The sequence below is a fragment of the Paraflavitalea devenefica genome (assembly GCF_011759375.1).
In the GTDB taxonomy this organism is placed as follows: Bacteria; Bacteroidota; Bacteroidia; order Chitinophagales; family Chitinophagaceae; genus Paraflavitalea; species Paraflavitalea devenefica.
In genome coordinates, this window is sequence record NZ_JAARML010000002.1 from 1,198,790 (window position 1) to 1,217,402 (window position 18,613).

Sequence of the window (18,613 nt, forward strand, 5' to 3'; positions counted from 1 at the left end):
ATAACCATGGCGCTCCATACAGACGAGCAAACGATCAGCGATTTAGGCATATTTGGCAGGCGCAACAGCGGCGGCATCTTTGAGCTGTACAACCAAACACATACCCGCGGCGGAGAAACGATCCTGAAAGAGATGTTCCTGCGTCCTTTGGCAGATAGGGACGCCATCACCCAACGCAGCAGTATCATCGGCCACTTTGCCCGGTTGAACAAGCCCTTTCCTTTCCCCGCAGCCGTGATAGATACCGCGGAGAAGTACATAAAGGAGGCGGAGGAACAGGCGAAAAATGCCCGTCACCAGCACCCGCCCGGTGAGAAGGAAATACAACAGGGCGTGTTATCAGTGATAGAGTTGCTGCACCACAGCAGGGAGTTCATAGAAGCGCAGGCCGTTAAAGACATAGCTGCTTACGCAGCAGAGCGGGAAGCCATGGCATCGCTGCTGGCCCATCCGGCATTTGAACCTGCCCTCCGTGAAAAAGGAAAAGGCAAGCTGCCGTATACGGCCGTTGCCGCGTATGACAACCTCTTCAGGGTGCGCGAATACCCCAAAATAGAGCAATTGCTGAAGCATATCTATCATCTTGATGTATACCTGTCGGTGGCAAAAGTGGCTATTGAACGTAAATTCATTTTTCCCCAAACCCTGGAGAAAGGACAGTGTGTATTAAAACTGGAAGGTGTGTATCACCCGGAACTGAAAGAGCCCGTTAGCAACACTATGTTGATGAACCCCGGTCGGCATGTTATATTCCTGACCGGGGCCAACATGGCCGGTAAATCTACCTTCCTGCGTTCGGTGAGCACAGCGGTGTACCTGGCGCACATGGGCTTTCCCGTAGCGGCTGCCGCCATGGAGTTTTCGGTGATGGACGGCATTTATACCACCATCAACCTGCCCGATAACCTCGGTATTGGCGCGAGTCATTTTTATGCTGAAGTGTTACGGGTAAAAAAGGTAGCTACAGAGTTAAGTCAGGGCAAGTCATTATTTGTTGTATTTGATGAGCTATTCCGCGGCACCAATGTAAAAGATGCGCAGGAGGCTACGGTGGCCATCACCCATGCCTTCGCCCGGAAAAAGACCAGTATGTTCATCATCTCTTCCCACATCGTGGAGGCCGGGGAAGCACTGAAGCAACGAAATGACATTGGCTTCCTCTACCTGCCTACACGCATGAATGGTCACAAGCCTGAATACACCTATACGCTGGAGCAGGGTATCACCGATGACCGGCATGGCATGATCATCATCAGGAACGAAGGTATTCTCGATACGCTGAAAAATGGGCGCAAAGCCGGTTAATCACCAGCATTAAAAAAGTACAACAACCATGAGCTTTAGTATAGATGCGCAAACACTGGAAGAGCTGAACCTGTTGGGCAAATTCAGACAGGGATCGGTATACAGCCTGTTCAACCAGGTAAAAACGCGGGGCGGTGAGCAGTTACTCGACAGTATGTTCCGTACACCGCTGGACAATGCCGCTGCCATCAATGAGCGTAGCAGCACCTTGCAATTCTTTCAGCAGGCGCAGCTCGTTTTCCCTTTCGATGCACAGGAGATCAGCGCCATGCGGGAATACCTCGATGCAGGAACAGGCAACAATGTACTGGTTACTTTGTCTGGCACGGTGATTAAGAAAGTGCTGGCCGGCTTAACCCGCGATGAGCGGTACCGGAAAATGATACAGGGCCTGCAGGCAACCATCGTTACCCTGAGCAAATGTTATGCTTTGCTGGAAATGATCCAATTTCCTGCGGGTGCCTATAGGACCCGTATAGAGGCCGTCAGGAAATTATTGTCCGATAAGCAACTGGAGAAGTTGCGCAACATAGACATCTATACAGCGCTGCCGGTAAAAGACATCGCTTTTTACGAACACATACTGAAAGGAAAGCTCCAGGAGGATATGGAACGTATTTTATCCTTCATTTACGAACTGGATGTATATATCGCCGTGAGTGATGTGGCAGGTGCCCGGGGGTTCATGTACGCACAGGCATTCCCGCCGGAGAAAAATATCCTGCAGGCCAGGGGACTTTATCATCCCGGTATAAAAAACGCTGTGGGTAATGACCTGTCACTGCATCAACAGCGAAATGTGATGTTCTTAACAGGGGCCAATATGGCGGGTAAGTCTACCTGGATGAAATCGGTAGGTATCGCCCTCTACCTGGCGCATATGGGATTCCCGGTGGCGGCTGCAAGCATGGATTTTTCAGTCCGGGAAGGGCTGTACTCTTCTATCAACGTAGCGGATAACATCAGCCTCGGCTACAGTCATTTTTATGCAGAAGTGATAAGGGTAAAGCAGGCGGCAGAAGCTACCAGCAGTGGTAAAAGATTACTATTGATGTTCGACGAGTTATTCAAGGGCACCAACGTAAAAGATGCTTATGATGGTACGCTGGCGGTAACGGAGGCATTTGCCGAATACAGGGAATGTTTGTTCATCGTATCCACACATATTATTGAAGTAGGGGAGGTGTTGAAGGGCCATAGCAATATTCACTGCGTGTACATGCCTACAGTGATGGAAGGCGCGCATCCCCGTTATACCTACAAGCTGCAGGAGGGTATTACGGAAGACCGCCAGGGCATGATGATCATACGCAATGAGGGAATACTGGAGCTGATAGGGGAATAGAAGCTATCGTACTACCACATCCACCTTATCAATCCATATCGTTTTCCTGTCGGCAGTGGCGTTGAAATGATCCAGGATAAAAGCCTTATTATACTGCACTTTCCCTTTGAAAGCTTCTTTGCCATTCACCCGAACGATCACCGGGCGGGTGATATCAACCATATCAGGGGAAATGCGAATGCGTAGGCTTTTTACCTGTGATGTTTCCAGGCTAAAAATATTGTTGGCATACTGTGCTTTTACAGCGCCTGAGCGGCGGGGAAAACTAAAAGCATACGCCAGTGTATCCAGCGTGATCAGACTGTCCTTGTCATTATAATTTTTCCATTCGTGAATCGTGAAGTTCAAGGAATCGTGCCAGGGTGCACGATGGCCTGTCGTGTCCAGTCCGGTTATCTGCAACCAGTCGCAGGTGCCATAGCGTGTATCATCGCATTCCCAGTACAGTTCGGTAGCCAACGGATTGCGTTGCGTGGTGGTTACGCGGTGGAAGATGGTTTTATACGCCCCTTCGGAGGTATCAAATGCCGGGAACCAATGCGGGAAACCATTAAAGCGGTAGTCTTGGTAATCGGCGCCGATCCTGCGCATCAGGGCGCTGAGCGTATCATTGGCCGCAGGTGGAAAATAATAATCTTCATCGGTGGAAACATTCATGAACGAGCGGTTCAGGATATTCCGGATAAACGTACCACCGGTAAACACCTTGGGTTTGGTATTGAAACCAAAAAAGCCGGCAAAGGGTGCAGGTTGCTTCAGGAGATAGGCAAAAGAACCGGAAGCGCCATTGGAATGACCGCTGATGAATATACGGTTATCGTCAACATTGAAAAGCTGTTTTACCCGGCGCAGGATTTCCGGCACCATGAAGAAACCGCTATCGGGGGTCATCCAGTTGTACCGGCGGTTGCCATTGGGGTACACCATGATCACGTTATTGGCCGTAGCATATTGGGTATAAAAACGGTTCCAGCCTTCGCCCCAACTGGCATCGGTATAATCCGGAAAGCTGGTAGTGTTTCTGACGCCACCATGTAGGAAGAACAGCAATGGATAAGATTGCTTCGGATTATAATGAAGAGGCAGATATACCAGGTAAGGTGTGGTTACAGAATCATGCAGCGGCAGGCTCATGGACACGGCCTGCTTGCCGATAGCCGGGAACTGATTATAGGCGCGTATCTTTTGATAGATGGCCTGGCCATTGTCAGTAGCATTGATCGGTATACGCTTGTCCATGGCTTGTTTTTCCAGGCCTTGCTGATACTGCAACAGGGCGCGGATAAAAGCTGTCTTATTATGGGTTGCTTTTTGTAGCAGTTGCTTCCATCGTTCGTCATGGACCAGGTTGGCAAACTCATTATTGGCATACCTGCCGAGCACAATGCCCCATTCCTGTTTGTCAACGGCTTGTTCAAGGTAGTTGAAAGCCGCCTCTTTTTTCTCCAGCACACCGGCCAGGTAGCCTGCTTTGTACAAGGAAACACCATCTTTTTCGCGGGGAAACCGGGAGAAGGCCTTTTCATACAAGTCGAGGGCTTTTTGTTGCATAGCCTGCCTGGTGGCGCTGTCGGTGGCCTGCCGCATGATCGTCCAGGCGCTGTCTGTAAGCTGCTGGTAGGATTGTCCCTGGACATATACGGTGAAAAGCAGGCAGATAAAAGGCAATAGACTTTTCATGGTGCTTCATTCCGGCTTTTATAAGCCGGCTACACCGCAAAGAAAGGAGGGAGGCAACAGAAAAAATTGTACTAATCGGACAGCCTCTATGCTTGTCACCCAAACAGCCTTCTTACGTACTCGCATTGCCGACTGCCGATTGCCGCTCACTCCACCGTCAGCGTCTCCTTCAGTCGCAGGTCTCTCGAAGAAGCTCCGATCATGATCCTGAAATCGCCGGGCTCTACTACTGTTTTCAATTCCTTGTTCAGCATCTGTAGCAGGGCAGGGGTGATGGAAAAGCTCACTTCTTTGGTTTCACCCGGCTCCAGGTGGATGCGTTGAAAACCTTTTAACTCCAGCACGGGCCTTGACACAGAAGCCAGCAGGTCCCTGATATACAATTGCACCACTTCATCACCCGCCAGCTTGCCGGTATTCTTAATCGTGCATCGTGCTGTGGTGGAGGCGCCCGCTCCAATCACCTTTTTATCCAGCCGCAGGTTGCTGTATTCGAAATGGGTATAGCTCAGGCCAAAGCCAAAGGGGAACAAAGGCTGGCCACTCAAATTATAATAATCATCGCCCCGGCCGGTAGGCTTGTGGTTATACACCAGGGGCAGTTGCGCTTCGTGCACCGGGAAAGTGATGGGCAGCCGGCCTGCCGGGTTATAATCGCCAAACAGCACATCTGCCACCGCATGGCCGCCTTCTTCACCGGGATACCAGGCATCCACAATGCCTTGTACACGAGGCATCCAGTTGCTCATCGTAATGGCGCTGCCGCCGATCAGCACCACTACCACGGGTTTGCCGGTGGCAGCTACCGCTTTGATCAGTTCTTCCTGGTAGCCGGGTAAGCCCAGCATGGCCCTGTCCTGGAATTCCCCTTCGTGTATGCCGGCTGTGATAACAGCTACATCGGCTTTTTGGGCAGCAGCCACTGCTTCCTGTATCTTTTTAGCGCGGTCATTCACTACGCCGGCATTCCATACCAGCTTCAAGTGGGCATTGCCGGCCGGTTCAAAAAACTCAACCCGGATAGGATATTGTTTTCCTTTTTCCAAAAACACATTACCGGTTAAAGTTTGATAAGTCTGTTTTTTCCAGTTGTCCACTACCAGCTTATTATTCACATACAGCCGGTAGCCGTCATTGCCTTCGAGTCCTATCTTAAAAGTGCCGGTTTGGGGCGATTGGATAGTACCTGTCCACCGGGCCGAATAAAAATCAAGGTTAATTGTCGGGTCAGGAGCGTACAATGTCCAGCGGAAATCAATGGCCCCATCTGTCCTCGTCACTACAGGCGTTCCACTTAAAGTAAGATTGTTGAAATATTCAGCTTGCAAGCCCGGCTTATTATTATGCGAGAGATATTTTCCTGGTACCACTACATACTCATCTGCTTGGATGCCGGCTCCTGCAGCATACAATACTTTAATGACATTGCCGGCCCTTTGTTGAATGCCATCCAGTATATTGATCTTGCCATTGCCGGGTCCACTATAGCCACCCAGTCTGGCTGCTTTGGCTTCTTCCCCGATCACGGCGATGGTCTTTACGGAAGACCGGAAGGGTAAAACGTTTTTATCATTCTTCAGCAATACCAGCGATGCCTGCGCTGCTTTCCTGGCCAGTGCTTTGTGTGCCGTGTTATGGAGCAGTTGTGCGGCGGCGGCTTCCGGTACATAAGGGTTTTCAAAAAGCCCCAGTTCAAACTTCGCCTTCAGTACCCTGGCTACGGCTTCATTCACGCGGTTGCTGTCGGCCCGGCCATCGAGGAAAGAAGGGATGAATAACTTGTAATGGTCATAACTCGTTTGGAAGATCACATCCAGTCCGTTGTTGATGGAATTCTTACCCGCATCGGCATAATCAGTAGCGGTATAATGCAATACAATATCGCCTCCCACAGCGCTGGCATCGGAAATCACAAAGCCCTGGAAGTTCCATTCCTTCTTCAGCTTTTCCTGTAATAACCAACTGTTGGAAGAGCAGGAGCGCCCATCCAGTGAATTATAGGCTGTCATTACCGAGCGGGAACCACCTCTTTCAAAACAGGCTTTGAAGGGAGGGAGATAAATCTCTTCCAGCAGGCGTTCATTGAAATGGATAGGGTAGCTGTCGCGTCCGCCATCGCCTACATTCGCCAGGAAATGTTTGGGCGTAGTAATAATATTGGTTTGCTCAAAGGGCGATACAAAGGCGACACCCATCTCTGAAGTGAGGAAGGGATCTTCCCCATACGTTTCTTCTGTCCGGCCCCAGCGTACATCACTGGCAATATTCACTACCGGCGTTAATATCTGGCGGATGCCGCGGGCCTTGGTTTCTGTAGCAATGGCCGTGGATACCTGCCGCATCAGCGTCGTATCCCAGGTAGCAGCTAATCCAATAGCCTGCGGAAAGGAAGTAGCGCCATCACGCACCAGGCCATGCAGGGCTTCATCAAAAGCAATAATGGGAATACCCAGCCTGCTGCTGTCAACAAAATACTTTTGCATCCGGTTGATCTTTTGCACCAGTGTCAACGCATTTTCGGTAGTCCTGTAACTCAGCAACTGGCCACCGGCATCGCCTTGTGCGCCCGCGCTCACCTGGAAACCGAAAATACCATGCCGGTATTGCTGGGGAGCAGCTTTGTCCAGGTCGCCGGGGATCATGAACAATTGCCAGAACTTTTCTTCAATCGTCATCCTGCCCAGCAGGTCCTTCACCCGTTCATCAACAGGCCGGCGGGCATCTTTATAAGGCAATATAGTTTGTGAAAAGACAGAGAGGCTGGTGCACAAAAAGAAAATAGCTAAAAGCAGTGGGGATGTTCTCATACCAGTTGGTCACAAGTTTAAATGATCAGTAAAAGCTCACAGGAAGGTACCAAAAATCACAGGCAGGCAGAACACATGATAACAGGCAGCAAAAATAACATGCCATTACATATATTGATCAAAAACTTTATAGATACACCTATAATATCGTCAGGTCCTTCATCCTGTATCCCTGCAACACGTCACTTTCCGGCGGCAGTTCTGTAACCAGGTAATCAATATCCGCCACATCGGCAATCTTCATCTGCATCACCGAGTTCAGCTTTTCAGAAATAGTGAGTACCGCTACTTTCTCAGCGGCTTTGATCATCGCTTTCTTTACCTGGATCGTTTCCCAGTCAGAGTCGGTAAGGCCACCTTCGGCATCAATGGCATTGATCCCTACAATACAAAGGTCTGCTTTAATATTGGCCAGGTATTCAAACACTTCACCGCTTACTGTCATTTGACTGTAGGCAGAGATCTGCCCGCCGATCATGATCGTTTTGATCATGGGCTTGTCCAGCAACTCCACGGCGGTGAGAGGATTCACCGTAAGGAAAGTAGCCCGTAAGGTATTGGGGATCTTTTTAACAAACTCCCGGATGGTAGTGCCGCCGCCGATCAGCACGATCATATCATCCTTCAGCAGGCTGACGGTTTTATCGGCAATCACCAGTTTATTATTGCGGGAATAAGTCTTTGAGTCATCGCCAATATGGTAGGCGGCCGACATGGCCCCGCCCTTGATCCGGATAAGCTGTCCCTCTTCCGCCAGTTCATTCACATCGCGCCGGATGGTATCTTCCGAGACATCGATCAGCTTTACCAGGTCGGCAAATAGCAGGCGTGTATGAATATTTACCTGTTTAATGATCAATTGTTTCCTTTCCTTCTTTTGCAGTGCCACGGGCATAGGTGGCTGTTGCTGGTTATCTGACATGCGCTTAAGTTTCGGGCAAAACCTGGGTTCTGGAACCTATCAGGCCTTTGCAATTTTTGCAATTATACAACATTTATGGGATTGTATTTCGGCCTTTATTTGGCAGTATTTGCAAAATATAGGAATATTTTCTGCATATTATTTGCAGTATTTGTAAAATTTGCATAGGTTTGGCTAGGCTTTGCAATTTGTTAACGCTCTACCAATAACTAACGCTCATGACGAAAATTCCATCAACGAAGCTCCTTCTATTAGGCGCAGTCTTCCACCTGGCTGCCGCACTTGCCGGCTTTGGACAGGCTGCCGGCGATCCGGTTCCTGTAACCGGTACGGTGAAAAGTGGCAATGATGCCGTACCAGGCGCCACGGTAACATTGGCCGCCAACAAAAGGGTAGTGACCACCACCGACAATGCCGGCTTTTTTTCCCTCAAGGTTCCTGCTGCCAACAAACAAGGTAATATAGAACTGATCATCAGCTCTATTGGATTTGCGACCCGTACGGTTGCTGTAGCGGCAGGTCAAACCACCGTAGATATTCAGTTGCAAAAAGACAGCGGGGCCGTACTGACTGATGTGGTGGTAACTGCTTTGGGTATCAAAAAATCAAGGAAGTCCGTTACTTATGCCATGACAGAAGTGGATGGTAGTGAATTTACCCAGGCCCGTGAGAACAATGTGGCCAATGCATTGACCGGTAAAATTGCAGGCGTAAATGCTACCGGTTTGTCTACCGGTCCGGGCGGGTCCAGCAGGGTCATCATCAGGGGTAATGGTTCCCTTACCGGTAATAGCCAACCGCTGTATGTGATCAATGGTATGCCCATCGATAACAGCACGCCAGGCGGAAGCTCAACGCCCAATGGATTTGGGCTTAAGCAGGCCACTGACCGTGGCGACGGTATTGCTGCCATCAACCCGGATGATATAGAGTCCATCTCTGTATTAAAAGGCGGAGCAGCGGCAGCCCTGTATGGTTCACGCGGCGCCAACGGTGTCATCCTCATCACCACCAAGAAGGGCCGGGCGCAGAAGGGCATTGGTGTGGAATACAATGGTACGCTCACCATGGAAAAAGTAGCCATGTTTCCCGATTATCAATATGAGTATGGACAGGGTGATGGTGGTGTGAAGCCCACTGATATATCAGCGGCGCAAACTACAGGACGGCGTTCCTTCGGGGCGAAGATTGACGGTTCAACCGATTATATGGCTGCTGATGGAAAGACGCATCCTTATGTAGCGCAAAAAGACAACCTGAAACATTTCTATCAAACAGGTACTACGTTTACCAATACTGTAGCCCTCTCTGGTGGCAATGATGCCATTATTTACCGGTTTTCTTTATCCGACCTGAATGCCAAGAGCATATTACCTACCAATACCTATAACCGGAAAACAGCCAACCTGAACCTTTCCGCCAAACTCAGTGACCGCCTGAGGCTGGAATCGGTCATACAATACAATATCGAAAAAGGCAATAACCGGCCGATTGCCGGTGATGCCCTGGGCAATCCCAACTGGACGCCTTATGAAGTAGCCAACACGGTTGATATACGTTGGCTGAGCCCCGGTTATGATGCCAGCGGCAATGAGATCCTGTGGAATGATGCAGGTATCGTAACCAACAGTTACTTCGTTATTAATAAGTTTAAACAAACCGATACGAAGAACCGGTTCATCGGGCAGGCAACTATTTCCTATGATGTCCTAAAGAACCTGACAGTGAAGGGGACGATTACCAGGGATTTCTACAATTACAACTTCTCCAGCGTATTGCCTACCGGTACACAATACATACCGCTGGGACAATATGAGGGCATCAAATCAGATGTATCGGAAACCAACAGCATGATCACCGGTACCTATAAAACAACATTCAAGAATCAAATAGGTCTCACCGTATTGGCAGGCGCCAATACCCGCCGGTACAAAACGGATGAGTTCAACTTTTTCGGGCAAGGGTTTACAACACCTTACTTTTACAGCTTTTCCAATCTCTCCACTTCATCTGCAACCCCTGTTGCCAACAATATTAAAACCAACTCTGTATTCGGGTCCATTGACCTGGATTACAAGGGGCTGCTGTTCCTGACTGCCACGGGCCGCCAGGACTGGTTCTCTACCCTGAGCCCCGCCAACAACAAGGTCTTCTATCCAAGTGTGGGGACCAGTTTCATTCTTTCTGATGCGGTGAACCTGCCGGCTGTTTTCGATCAGGTGAAACTGAGAGCTTCCTGGGCGCAGGTAGGTGGCGGCGGTCCTGATCCTTATGCCATCAATCTTTCGTACAGCAGTGTGCCCAGCGCCAGTTCGGTACCCCTGCAGAATGTTAGCCCGGCTTCTTCTGTTAACATTCCTAATGTCAATTCCATTACCAATACCAGCCTTAAGCCCTTTACTTCTACCACCATTGAAGTGGGTTTTAATACGCAGCTCTTCGGCGGCCGTTTGGGAGTTGATGTTGCCGTATATGATCGTAAATCATCGGATGACATCGTAACCGTGCCGATCTCTGTAGCCTCCGGTTACAACTATGCCATCCTCAACTCCGGCGAGTTGAGTAATAAAGGGATAGAATTCCTCCTGGATGTCACACCTATAAAGAAGAAGGGTTTTAGCTGGAATACGAGCTTCAACTTTGCCTACAATAAGAGCGAAGTGTTGAAACTGGCGGATGGCATCAGCACCTTCTCGCTGGGTAACTCTGCCAACGGTAATGCCTTTATCAACAACCAGGTGGGCAATACCTACGGCGCTATCTATGGTTTCCGTAAGCTGCGGGATGCCGCAGGTAATATCATCTTCGATCCCAATTCCAACCTGCCCATGCAAACCAACAACAACCAGGAGTTGGGCAAAGGTGTACCACCGCTTACCATGGGCTTTAGCAATGAGTTCAGGTACAAAAACTTCACGTTGGATATATTGGTAGATGGTAAATTCGGCAACAGCATCTTTTCTGTAATGGAAGTATACGCTACCCGTTTGGGTCTGCTGAAAACAACCTTGCCGGGTAGGGAGAATGGCCTCTTGCTGGAAGGGGTGACACAAGCGGGCGCTAAATATTCCTATACTGTGCCGGTAGCCAACCTGCGCGCCGCTTATTACAACAACCTGAACAGGTATACCGAACTCTTCGTGCATGATGCCAGCTTCGTAAAACTGCGCCAGGTGATCCTCTCTTACCGTTTGCCCGACAGCTTCCTGAAATCAATAGGTGTACAGTCGGCCAGTGTATCGCTGGTGGGTCGTAACCTGCTGACGCTTTACAAGCAAACAGACAACTTCGATCCCGAGCAAAGTTTAACGAATGGTGCTGCACAGGGTATTGAGTCTATCGGCTTACCCCGCACCCGTTCTTTCGGTGTGAACCTTGCCTTCAAATTTTAATCACTTAAAGCAATCGTGATGAAACTATCCATGCTAAAATATACCGGCTTCTTACCATTGGCGTTTTTTGCCGCTCTGCTGCCATCCTGTGAAAAGGATTTTGAGGAGATCAATACGAATCCCAACGCGGTAACAACGCCCACTCCGCAATACATATTCAGCAAAGCCTTGTATGATGGCGCTGCCAACAGCGCCAATACCGGCAAGCTTTTGTTCGGCACCATGCAGTATACCACCAGTTACAATGATGTGGAAGGCTTTGGGTCCAAGTATACGGCCTCGCAGGTCAATCTGTCTTCTGCCTTTTTTACGGTTGCCTTTCCCAACCAGATCAATGAGATCGGTGAGGTGATCAAGGCAGTGAAAGATGATCCGGCCAAGGTCAACCTGTATGCAGTAGCGCGCATCTGGCGCGTGTACTGCTTCAGCCGCCTCACCGATGTGTACGGCGATATTCCTTATTCCGAAGCAGGGCAGGGGTATAACCTTTCTATCTTCCAGCCCAAATACGATGCGCAAAGCGCCATCTATGCCGATATGCTGAAGGAACTGGAAGAAGCTGCTACCAGTCTCAACGCTTCCAATACCACTACCTTCGGTGTTTCCGATCTTATATACCAGGGCAATACCGGGCAATGGAAAAAATTTGCTTATTCATTAATGCTGCGGTTGGGCATGCGGCTCACTAAAAGAGATGCCGCAGTTGCACAAACCTGGGTAACCAAGGCCATTGCCGGCGGGGTGATCAGGGAGTATGCAGACATTGCCAAAATGAGCTATACTTCATCGGGCCAGAACATCAATAAGAATCCCATTGCCTGGCAATTGCTGAATGATAACTACATCCGGGCTGATGGCTTCAACAATACCGAAGGTGGTAAATACCAAAAAGTATTTATTGATTCGCTCAAGGCCAATAACGATCCGCGGTTAAGTGTGCTTGCTGTTGTATATGTAAACGGGGTAGCCAATTCCACGGAAAGCATTCAAAAGGGCATGGCTTCCAATATCAATGGTAACAAGCCCCCCGATTTTGTTACTTATTCAGAGCCCAAACAAACCACCGTACTGCGTGTGGATGCGCCTTTGTTGTTATTCACGGTGGCAGAAGCCAATTTCTTACTGGCGGAAGCCGCTTTGCGAAATTGGTATACGGCCGAAACAGCCGCTGCGGTATACGAAAAAGGTATCCGGGCAGCGATGAAGCAGTGGGACCTGATCAGTGGTACAACAGGAACCATTGATGGCGGCCGGATTGACAGTTATGTAGGGGCGCATGCACTCGCTACCAGTGCTTCCATAGCGGTGCAAACGGAACAGGTCTATAACCAGTTTTGGGTAGGTATTTTTCCGGATGCACAGGAAGTATACAACAATTACAGGAGAACGGGCTATCCTGCCCTGGTGCCCAATAATTACGCGGGCAATGCCACCGGTGGTAAGATCTTCCGGAGGCTCCTGTATCCCATTTTAGAACAAACCCTCAACAGGACTTCTTACAATGAGGCCATTGAAAGGCAAGGCGCCGATGACCTGTTGACGAGGGTTTGGTGGGACAAACAATAGGAGAGGACCGTAGTTTTTCTCATACATTAGCGATTTTTAAGTGGAGGGGGCATTTCCATGCCCCTTTTTTCTAACCTTAACACTCATTTGTCATTTTCGCATGGAGACTTAACACCCTTTTATCATTTAACACCCTTTTGTCATTTCGAGCGGAGACCTTACACTCTTTTGTCATTTCGAACGAAGCGAAGCGGAGTGAGAAATCTGCCTGCGAAGCAAACGTAAAATCTTACTTGTTACATGAGCGGGAAACGTTTTTTAATACTAATGATCAGCATCCTGGGAAGCACCTACCTTCCCGCCCAGGATGTAGTCAACGATGATGAGTCCAGCAGTTACAACCTCAACAAACCCGAACGGGAAGAATGGCTGCGCAATACCAACAATGGTATGTTCATTCACTTTAGTGTAGATGCCCCGCTGGGCATCGTGATCAGTCATTCGCTGGTAGGCGCTTCCGCCGATTATGTGAACCGCTACTTCACAGAACTGCCACAGGTTTTCAATCCTGCCCGTTTTAATCCCGATGAAATAGCAGCCCTGGCCAAACTGGCAGGCATGAAATACATCATGTTCACCACCAAGCACCATTCGGGCTTCTGTATGTGGGATACCAAGACGACAGATTTCAACATCATGCATACGCCTTACCACAAAGACCTGCTGAAAGAATGGGTGGAAGCTACACGGAGGGCCGGCCTGCAGGTGGGCTTTTACTTCTCACCTGAAGACTTCCATTTCCTTCACCGGCATCACTTACCCATTAGTCGTGATAACGTAGTAATGAATGAGGAAGTTCAACAAGCGTGGACCGACTTTACCCGCCGGCAATGTGAGGAGTTAATGACCAATTATGGTAAGATTGATCTCTTGTTTATTGATGGCGAACCCAAGGAGATAGTCAAAGAAACCTGCTGGAAACTACAACCGGATATCCTGATCACCAGGGGGGCGCTCAAAACACCAGAGCAAATGCTGCCCGGTGTTACCATTACCGATCCCTGGCTTTCCTGCATTACCATGGGCACGGCCTGGCAATACCAGCCTACCAACGACCGGTACAAATCGGGCAGGCAGCTTATTGAATTACTGATCGAGGCAAGGAGCAAAGGCGGCTCCCTCTTACTGAACATTGGTCCCAAACCCAATGGGGAGATGGCGCAGGAACAGGAAGACCGCTTGCGGGAGATGGCCGCCTGGTATTTTGTGAACAGAGAAGCGGTAGACAGTGTACGTCCCTGGGTGATCACCAACGAAAACAACAATTGGTTTACGGCTTCCATTGATAAAAAAACAGTCTACGCTTTTGTAACGGATGCCGCTGCCTGGAAGGAGGGCGACCGGAAGTCATTGGTATTCCATTCGATCAAAAGCACAGCAGCCACCCGTATCAGCGTACTGGGACAAAACAGCCTGATACAGGAATATAGACCGGGTAAGGATGTGGGTTGTAAATACCAGCAAACAGATACGGGCCTGGTGGTGAGTGTAGTAAAAGCGCAGCGGCTCTATGATGACCATCGCTGGCCCAACCCCGTAGTGATCAAAATAGAACAGGTAGAGCCAGCCATTCAGCCGGTACAGGTACAAACGGTATCTGCCAAAACAACGGCGGCCACAGTTCTGCTGCAGGGTAAAGTACTCAATTATAAAGGTGATGCTGCGATGAAAGCCGGCTTCTGGTACCGGGTGTACAACGGACAAACGGAAGACCTGTATGCCGGTCCCTGGATAAAGACGCGGGCAGTAAAACCAACGGCCGACGGCAGCTTTACAGTAACAATAGGAGGGCTGAAGAAAGGACAGAAATATGAATACAAAGCAGTCGTTGAATACAACAGGATCTCATTCAATGGCGATGAAAAAGTATGGCAACAATGAGAACAGGGTGGTTATTGATATTACTGCTGCCGGTTGTGCTGTATGCACAGGATGCTGTTGAAAAGGCGCCTGCGCTCATTCCCATGCCTGTATCCATCAAAAGCACCGGGCATTCCTTTACGACTAACGCTGCTACTGTTATTTATTGTCCTGATACAGCGCTTCACAGAACGGCTGGGTTGCTTGGTCTGTATCTTTCATCCTATAAGCAATCATGCAGGTTGGTCGCTGCAAAACCTGCCGCCAATTATATTTCCTTATACATAGACTCCGCAGCCATTCCGCAAAGTGAAGGCTATACATTGCAGGTCAACAAAGACCATATCGCATTGGCCGCCCATGACATCGCCGGCCTCATCCATGGCATCCAGTCCCTGCGGCAACTGTGGCAAACCACTGCAAAGAACACATTAACCATTCCGGGCTATGCCATTACCGATTATCCCGGCTTTGCTTACCGCGGTATGGCATTGGATGTGAGTCGCCATTTCTTCCCGGTTGCTTTTATCAAACAATACATCGACTTATTATCATTATATAAGTTCAACACATTTCACTGGCATCTTACCGATGACCAGGGCTGGCGTATAGAAATAAAGCGATACCCCAGGCTGCAGTCCGTTGCAGCCTGGCGTGCGCAGACATTGATCGGACATAAGAAGGAAACACCCCACCGGTTTGATGGTAAGCCTTATGGTGGCTATTACACCCAGGAGGAAATAAAAGAAGTGGTGCAGTATGCTGCACAGCGAGGTATTACCATCATCCCGGAAATTGAAATGCCGGGGCATGCACTGGCTGCCCTGTCGGCCTGGCCTGCACTCGGCTGCACAGGCGGCCCCTATGCAACAGCTACTTTCTGGGGCGTATTTGAGGAGGTGTTCTGTGCCGGTAACGACAGCACATTTGTTTTTTTACAGAACGTGCTTGATGAAGTACTGTCACTTTTCCCTTCCCGCTATATTCATATAGGTGGGGATGAATGTCCTAAAACAAGGTGGAAAGCCTGTGCCAAATGCCAGCAACGCATGCAGGCGTTATCCTTGAAAGATGAACATGACCTGCAATCTTATTTCATACAGCGGATAGAAAAATACCTCAACAGCAAAGGCCGTGACATCATTGGCTGGGATGAGATACTGGAAGGCGGACTGGCACCCAATGCCACCGTCATGAGCTGGCGCGGTGAAGAAGGCGGCATCACGGCCGCACAACAAAAGCACCGGGTGATCATGACACCGGAGAGCTATCTCTACTTTGATTATTACCAGTCGCGCCAGGCAGCAGAGCCGGTGGCGGCTGGTAACTATACACCCTTGAACAAAGTATACAATTATCAACCTGCCGGTACGCTGCCCGATACCTTATTATCTTACATCGCAGGTGTGGAAGGGCAGGCCTGGAGTGAATATTATACGAATGAGCAGCAGGCAACTTATATGATCTTTCCCCGGGCGATGGCCCTGGCCGAGCTGGCATGGACGCCTGCGGCTATGCGCAATTATGATCAATTCCTGCAGCGCTTGCGGGGGCAGTCAGCTTTACTGCGACAATTGCAGGTAACGTATTACACCAATTTTGATGAAGTGGTAGGTATGAGGGTCAGGCCGCTGAAGGGGACGGTTGAATTGTCGCTATATACCCCTTACCCGGACGCGGCCATTTATTATACTACCGATAACAGCATACCTTCTCCCAAAGGAGTCCTTCGGACCGGGCGAAGTCCTGTATACAAAGGACCGGTGGTGATGAACAAGAGCGGAATACTCAAAGCCCTTGCTTTCGATAAGCGCGGGCAACCGCTGGGGCGAATATTTCAACAGGCGGTTACGGTTCATAAAGGGATCGGCGCCAGCGTAACGGTGGCACATCAACCCCTGGAAAGATGGAATCCCGGTACGGCTGTGCTGGTCAATGGCGTTGCCGGTAGTGCCCGCTACAATGACGGGCAATGGCTGGGTTTCAGTGGCGATGACCTGGAGGCGGTGATTGATCTCGGTACAACTCAACCCATTCAGTCCCTGCAAATGAATTTACTCAATTACCACTGGCAAAGGATATGGGCGCCCGTGGTATTGAATATCGAAGTGTCGGAGGATGGGATACAATACAGGAAGCTATTTACGCAACGTAATTTCCCGGTCAATGGTATCAATACCGTGCGGGCAATAGTCAAAGGAGTTAAAGCAAGGTATATAAAGGTAACAGGCATTAACAAAGGCATCATCCCCGCAGGGGAGTATGGCGCCGGCAGCAAGGCCTTGCTGATGATTGATGAGATCATAATTAACTGATCACGCAGCGTCCCTTACAGTAGACGCTGCTGAGAAGACAAAAAAATAGAGTTCCCCGCAGAGTCTCTCGAAGAGGACTCTGCGGACCAAAAAACAACACATGTCTTTTATCATCGTAATAGGATGTATCATCATACTCATCCTGCTCACTACCTGGGGCAGGCTCAATACCTTCCTGGCATTCCTGTTGGTGTCTGTGCTGGCGGGCATCCTCTTACAGTTGCCATTGAATAAGGTCATGACGGCTGTACAGCAGGGCATGGGCGATACACTCGGTTCGCTGGTCATCATCATTGTACTGGGTGCTATGCTGGGCAAACTGGTGGCGGAAAGCGGTGCCGCACAACGGATAGCGGCGGCGCTCATGAAGGCTTATGGTCCCCGTTATGTGCAATGGGCATTAATGCTCACCGGTTTTATTATTGGCATCCCGCTTTACTACGGCGTGGGCTTTGTACTCATGGTGCCGCTCATCTTCTCGGTCGTGTATGAATTCAAATTGCCGGCAGTGTATGTAGGCTTGCCCATGCTGGCAGCCTTGTCGGTCACGCATGGATTCCTGCCGCCGCATCCCTCGCCGGTAGCACTGGTAGGTCAGCTAAAGGCCAATATGGGACTTACTTTGTTATATGGCCTTATCGTGGCTGTCCCGGCTATTATCATTGCCGGCCCTTTGTTCTCCCAGCTCCTGAAAAAGGTATCGTCCACGCCTTTGCAGACCTTCCGGCCAAAACCTATTGATCCGGCCAAACTACCGGGCATCACTATGAGTGTTGTCATTGCGTTGTTGCCGGTATTTTTGTTGATGATCACGACTGCATTGCCCTATGTTTTTGTCAATAGTTCACCGGCAGCGAAAGCCGCATTTTCCTTTGCCGGGGAACCTGCCATCGTGATGCTGGTGGCGGTCATCGTGGCTACCTTTACATTGGGAACAGGCACCGGGCGGTCCATGAAAGCAGTGATGGAACTGTATGCTGAGTCGGTGAAAGACATAGCAATGATCCTGCTCATCATTGCAGGTGCGGGCGCCCTGAAACAGGTGCTGTCAGATAGTGGCGTAAGCGGGGATATTGCTGCTGCTTTGCAAACATGGCCTCTGCATCCGCTGGTGTTGGGATGGCTCATGGCGGCCATCATACGGGTATGTATAGGCTCGGCTACCATTGCCGGGTTAACCACGGCGGGCATTGTTGCTCCGCTGGTAACGCAAACCAGGGTAGACCCCAACCTGATGGTATTATCGGTAGGCGCAGGCAGTCTGATGTTCTCGCATGTGAATGATGCCGGGTTCTGGATGTTCAAAGAATACTTTAACCTCAGTATAAAGAACACGCTTAAAACCTGGTCGGTAATGGAAACGATCGTTTCTGTGGCCGGACTGATCGGAGTATTGATATTAAGTTTATGGATATAAAAAA

Annotated in this window: 10 protein-coding genes; 7 read left to right on the forward strand and 3 right to left on the reverse strand. The window is 49.7% G+C overall.

The annotated features are described in order from the left end of the window. The first annotated feature begins 6 nt into the window (after positions 1 to 6). A complete protein-coding gene (locus HB364_RS14295) occupies positions 7 to 1,305 on the forward strand; it encodes a MutS-related protein (RefSeq protein ID WP_167288739.1) in 1,299 nt (432 codons plus the stop codon). Between the two features lie 28 nt (positions 1,306 to 1,333). Continuing rightward, positions 1,334 to 2,650: a MutS-related protein gene (locus tag HB364_RS14300; RefSeq protein WP_167288741.1), complete on the forward strand. Its 1,317-nt coding sequence runs from the start codon at positions 1,334 to 1,336 to the stop codon at positions 2,648 to 2,650. A gap of 3 nt (positions 2,651 to 2,653) precedes the next feature. Here the strand turns inward: HB364_RS14300 and HB364_RS14305 are convergent, their stop codons facing one another. From HB364_RS14305 to HB364_RS14315, 3 genes are all read right to left on the reverse strand, one after another. Beyond that, complete coding sequence (locus HB364_RS14305) at positions 2,654 to 4,330, reverse strand: alpha/beta hydrolase-fold protein (protein WP_167288744.1); 1,677 nt, start codon at positions 4,328 to 4,330, stop codon at positions 2,654 to 2,656. A gap of 146 nt (positions 4,331 to 4,476) precedes the next feature. After that, positions 4,477 to 7,137, reverse strand: a complete 2,661-nt coding sequence (locus tag HB364_RS14310) for a glycoside hydrolase family 3 C-terminal domain-containing protein (RefSeq protein ID WP_167288746.1) — start codon at positions 7,135 to 7,137, stop codon at positions 4,477 to 4,479. 139 nt (positions 7,138 to 7,276) lie between these two features. After that, entirely contained in the window at positions 7,277 to 8,059 is a 783-nt protein-coding gene (locus tag HB364_RS14315) for a DeoR/GlpR family DNA-binding transcription regulator (RefSeq protein WP_167288748.1), read from the reverse strand. 218 nt (positions 8,060 to 8,277) lie between these two features. On the opposite strand from HB364_RS14315, the gene HB364_RS14320 reads away from it, so the two are divergent. From HB364_RS14320 to HB364_RS14340, 5 genes are all read left to right on the forward strand, one after another. Beyond that, the gene (locus HB364_RS14320; protein WP_167288750.1) at positions 8,278 to 11,451 is read left to right on the forward strand and encodes a SusC/RagA family TonB-linked outer membrane protein; all 3,174 of its coding nucleotides are present in this window, start codon (positions 8,278 to 8,280) and stop codon (positions 11,449 to 11,451) included. Between the two features lie 18 nt (positions 11,452 to 11,469). After that, a complete protein-coding gene (locus HB364_RS14325; RefSeq protein ID WP_208419954.1) occupies positions 11,470 to 13,017 on the forward strand; it encodes a SusD/RagB family nutrient-binding outer membrane lipoprotein in 1,548 nt (515 codons plus the stop codon). A gap of 240 nt (positions 13,018 to 13,257) precedes the next feature. Next, positions 13,258 to 14,898 (forward strand): alpha-L-fucosidase, encoded by a 1,641-nt coding sequence (locus tag HB364_RS14330; RefSeq protein ID WP_167288752.1) that lies wholly within the window; start codon positions 13,258 to 13,260, stop codon positions 14,896 to 14,898. Next, the gene (locus tag HB364_RS14335) at positions 14,895 to 17,192 is read left to right on the forward strand and encodes a beta-N-acetylhexosaminidase (protein WP_246228491.1); all 2,298 of its coding nucleotides are present in this window, start codon (positions 14,895 to 14,897) and stop codon (positions 17,190 to 17,192) included. Before HB364_RS14330 ends, HB364_RS14335 begins: the two co-directional genes overlap by 4 nt. 100 nt (positions 17,193 to 17,292) lie before the next feature. Beyond that, positions 17,293 to 18,609 (forward strand): gluconate:H+ symporter, encoded by a 1,317-nt coding sequence (locus HB364_RS14340; protein ID WP_167288756.1) that lies wholly within the window; start codon positions 17,293 to 17,295, stop codon positions 18,607 to 18,609. Positions 18,610 to 18,613 lie beyond the last annotated feature (4 nt).

What these genes read in the sequence shown, in the direction of transcription:
- HB364_RS14295 (WP_167288739.1), top strand. Translation starts at nt 7, where the DNA reads ATGGCGCTCCATACAGACGAGCAAACGATCAGCGATTTAGGCATATTT.
- HB364_RS14300 (WP_167288741.1), top strand. Translation starts at nt 1,334, where the DNA reads ATGAGCTTTAGTATAGATGCGCAAACACTGGAAGAGCTGAACCTGTTG.
- HB364_RS14305 (WP_167288744.1), bottom strand. Translation starts at nt 4,330, where the DNA reads ATGAAAAGTCTATTGCCTTTTATCTGCCTGCTTTTCACCGTATATGTC.
- HB364_RS14310 (WP_167288746.1), bottom strand. Translation starts at nt 7,137, where the DNA reads ATGAGAACATCCCCACTGCTTTTAGCTATTTTCTTTTTGTGCACCAGC.
- HB364_RS14315 (WP_167288748.1), bottom strand. Translation starts at nt 8,059, where the DNA reads ATGTCAGATAACCAGCAACAGCCACCTATGCCCGTGGCACTGCAAAAG.
- HB364_RS14320 (WP_167288750.1), top strand. Translation starts at nt 8,278, where the DNA reads ATGACGAAAATTCCATCAACGAAGCTCCTTCTATTAGGCGCAGTCTTC.
- HB364_RS14325 (WP_208419954.1), top strand. Translation starts at nt 11,470, where the DNA reads ATGAAACTATCCATGCTAAAATATACCGGCTTCTTACCATTGGCGTTT.
- HB364_RS14330 (WP_167288752.1), top strand. Translation starts at nt 13,258, where the DNA reads ATGAGCGGGAAACGTTTTTTAATACTAATGATCAGCATCCTGGGAAGC.
- HB364_RS14335 (WP_246228491.1), top strand. Translation starts at nt 14,895, where the DNA reads ATGAGAACAGGGTGGTTATTGATATTACTGCTGCCGGTTGTGCTGTAT.
- HB364_RS14340 (WP_167288756.1), top strand. Translation starts at nt 17,293, where the DNA reads ATGTCTTTTATCATCGTAATAGGATGTATCATCATACTCATCCTGCTC.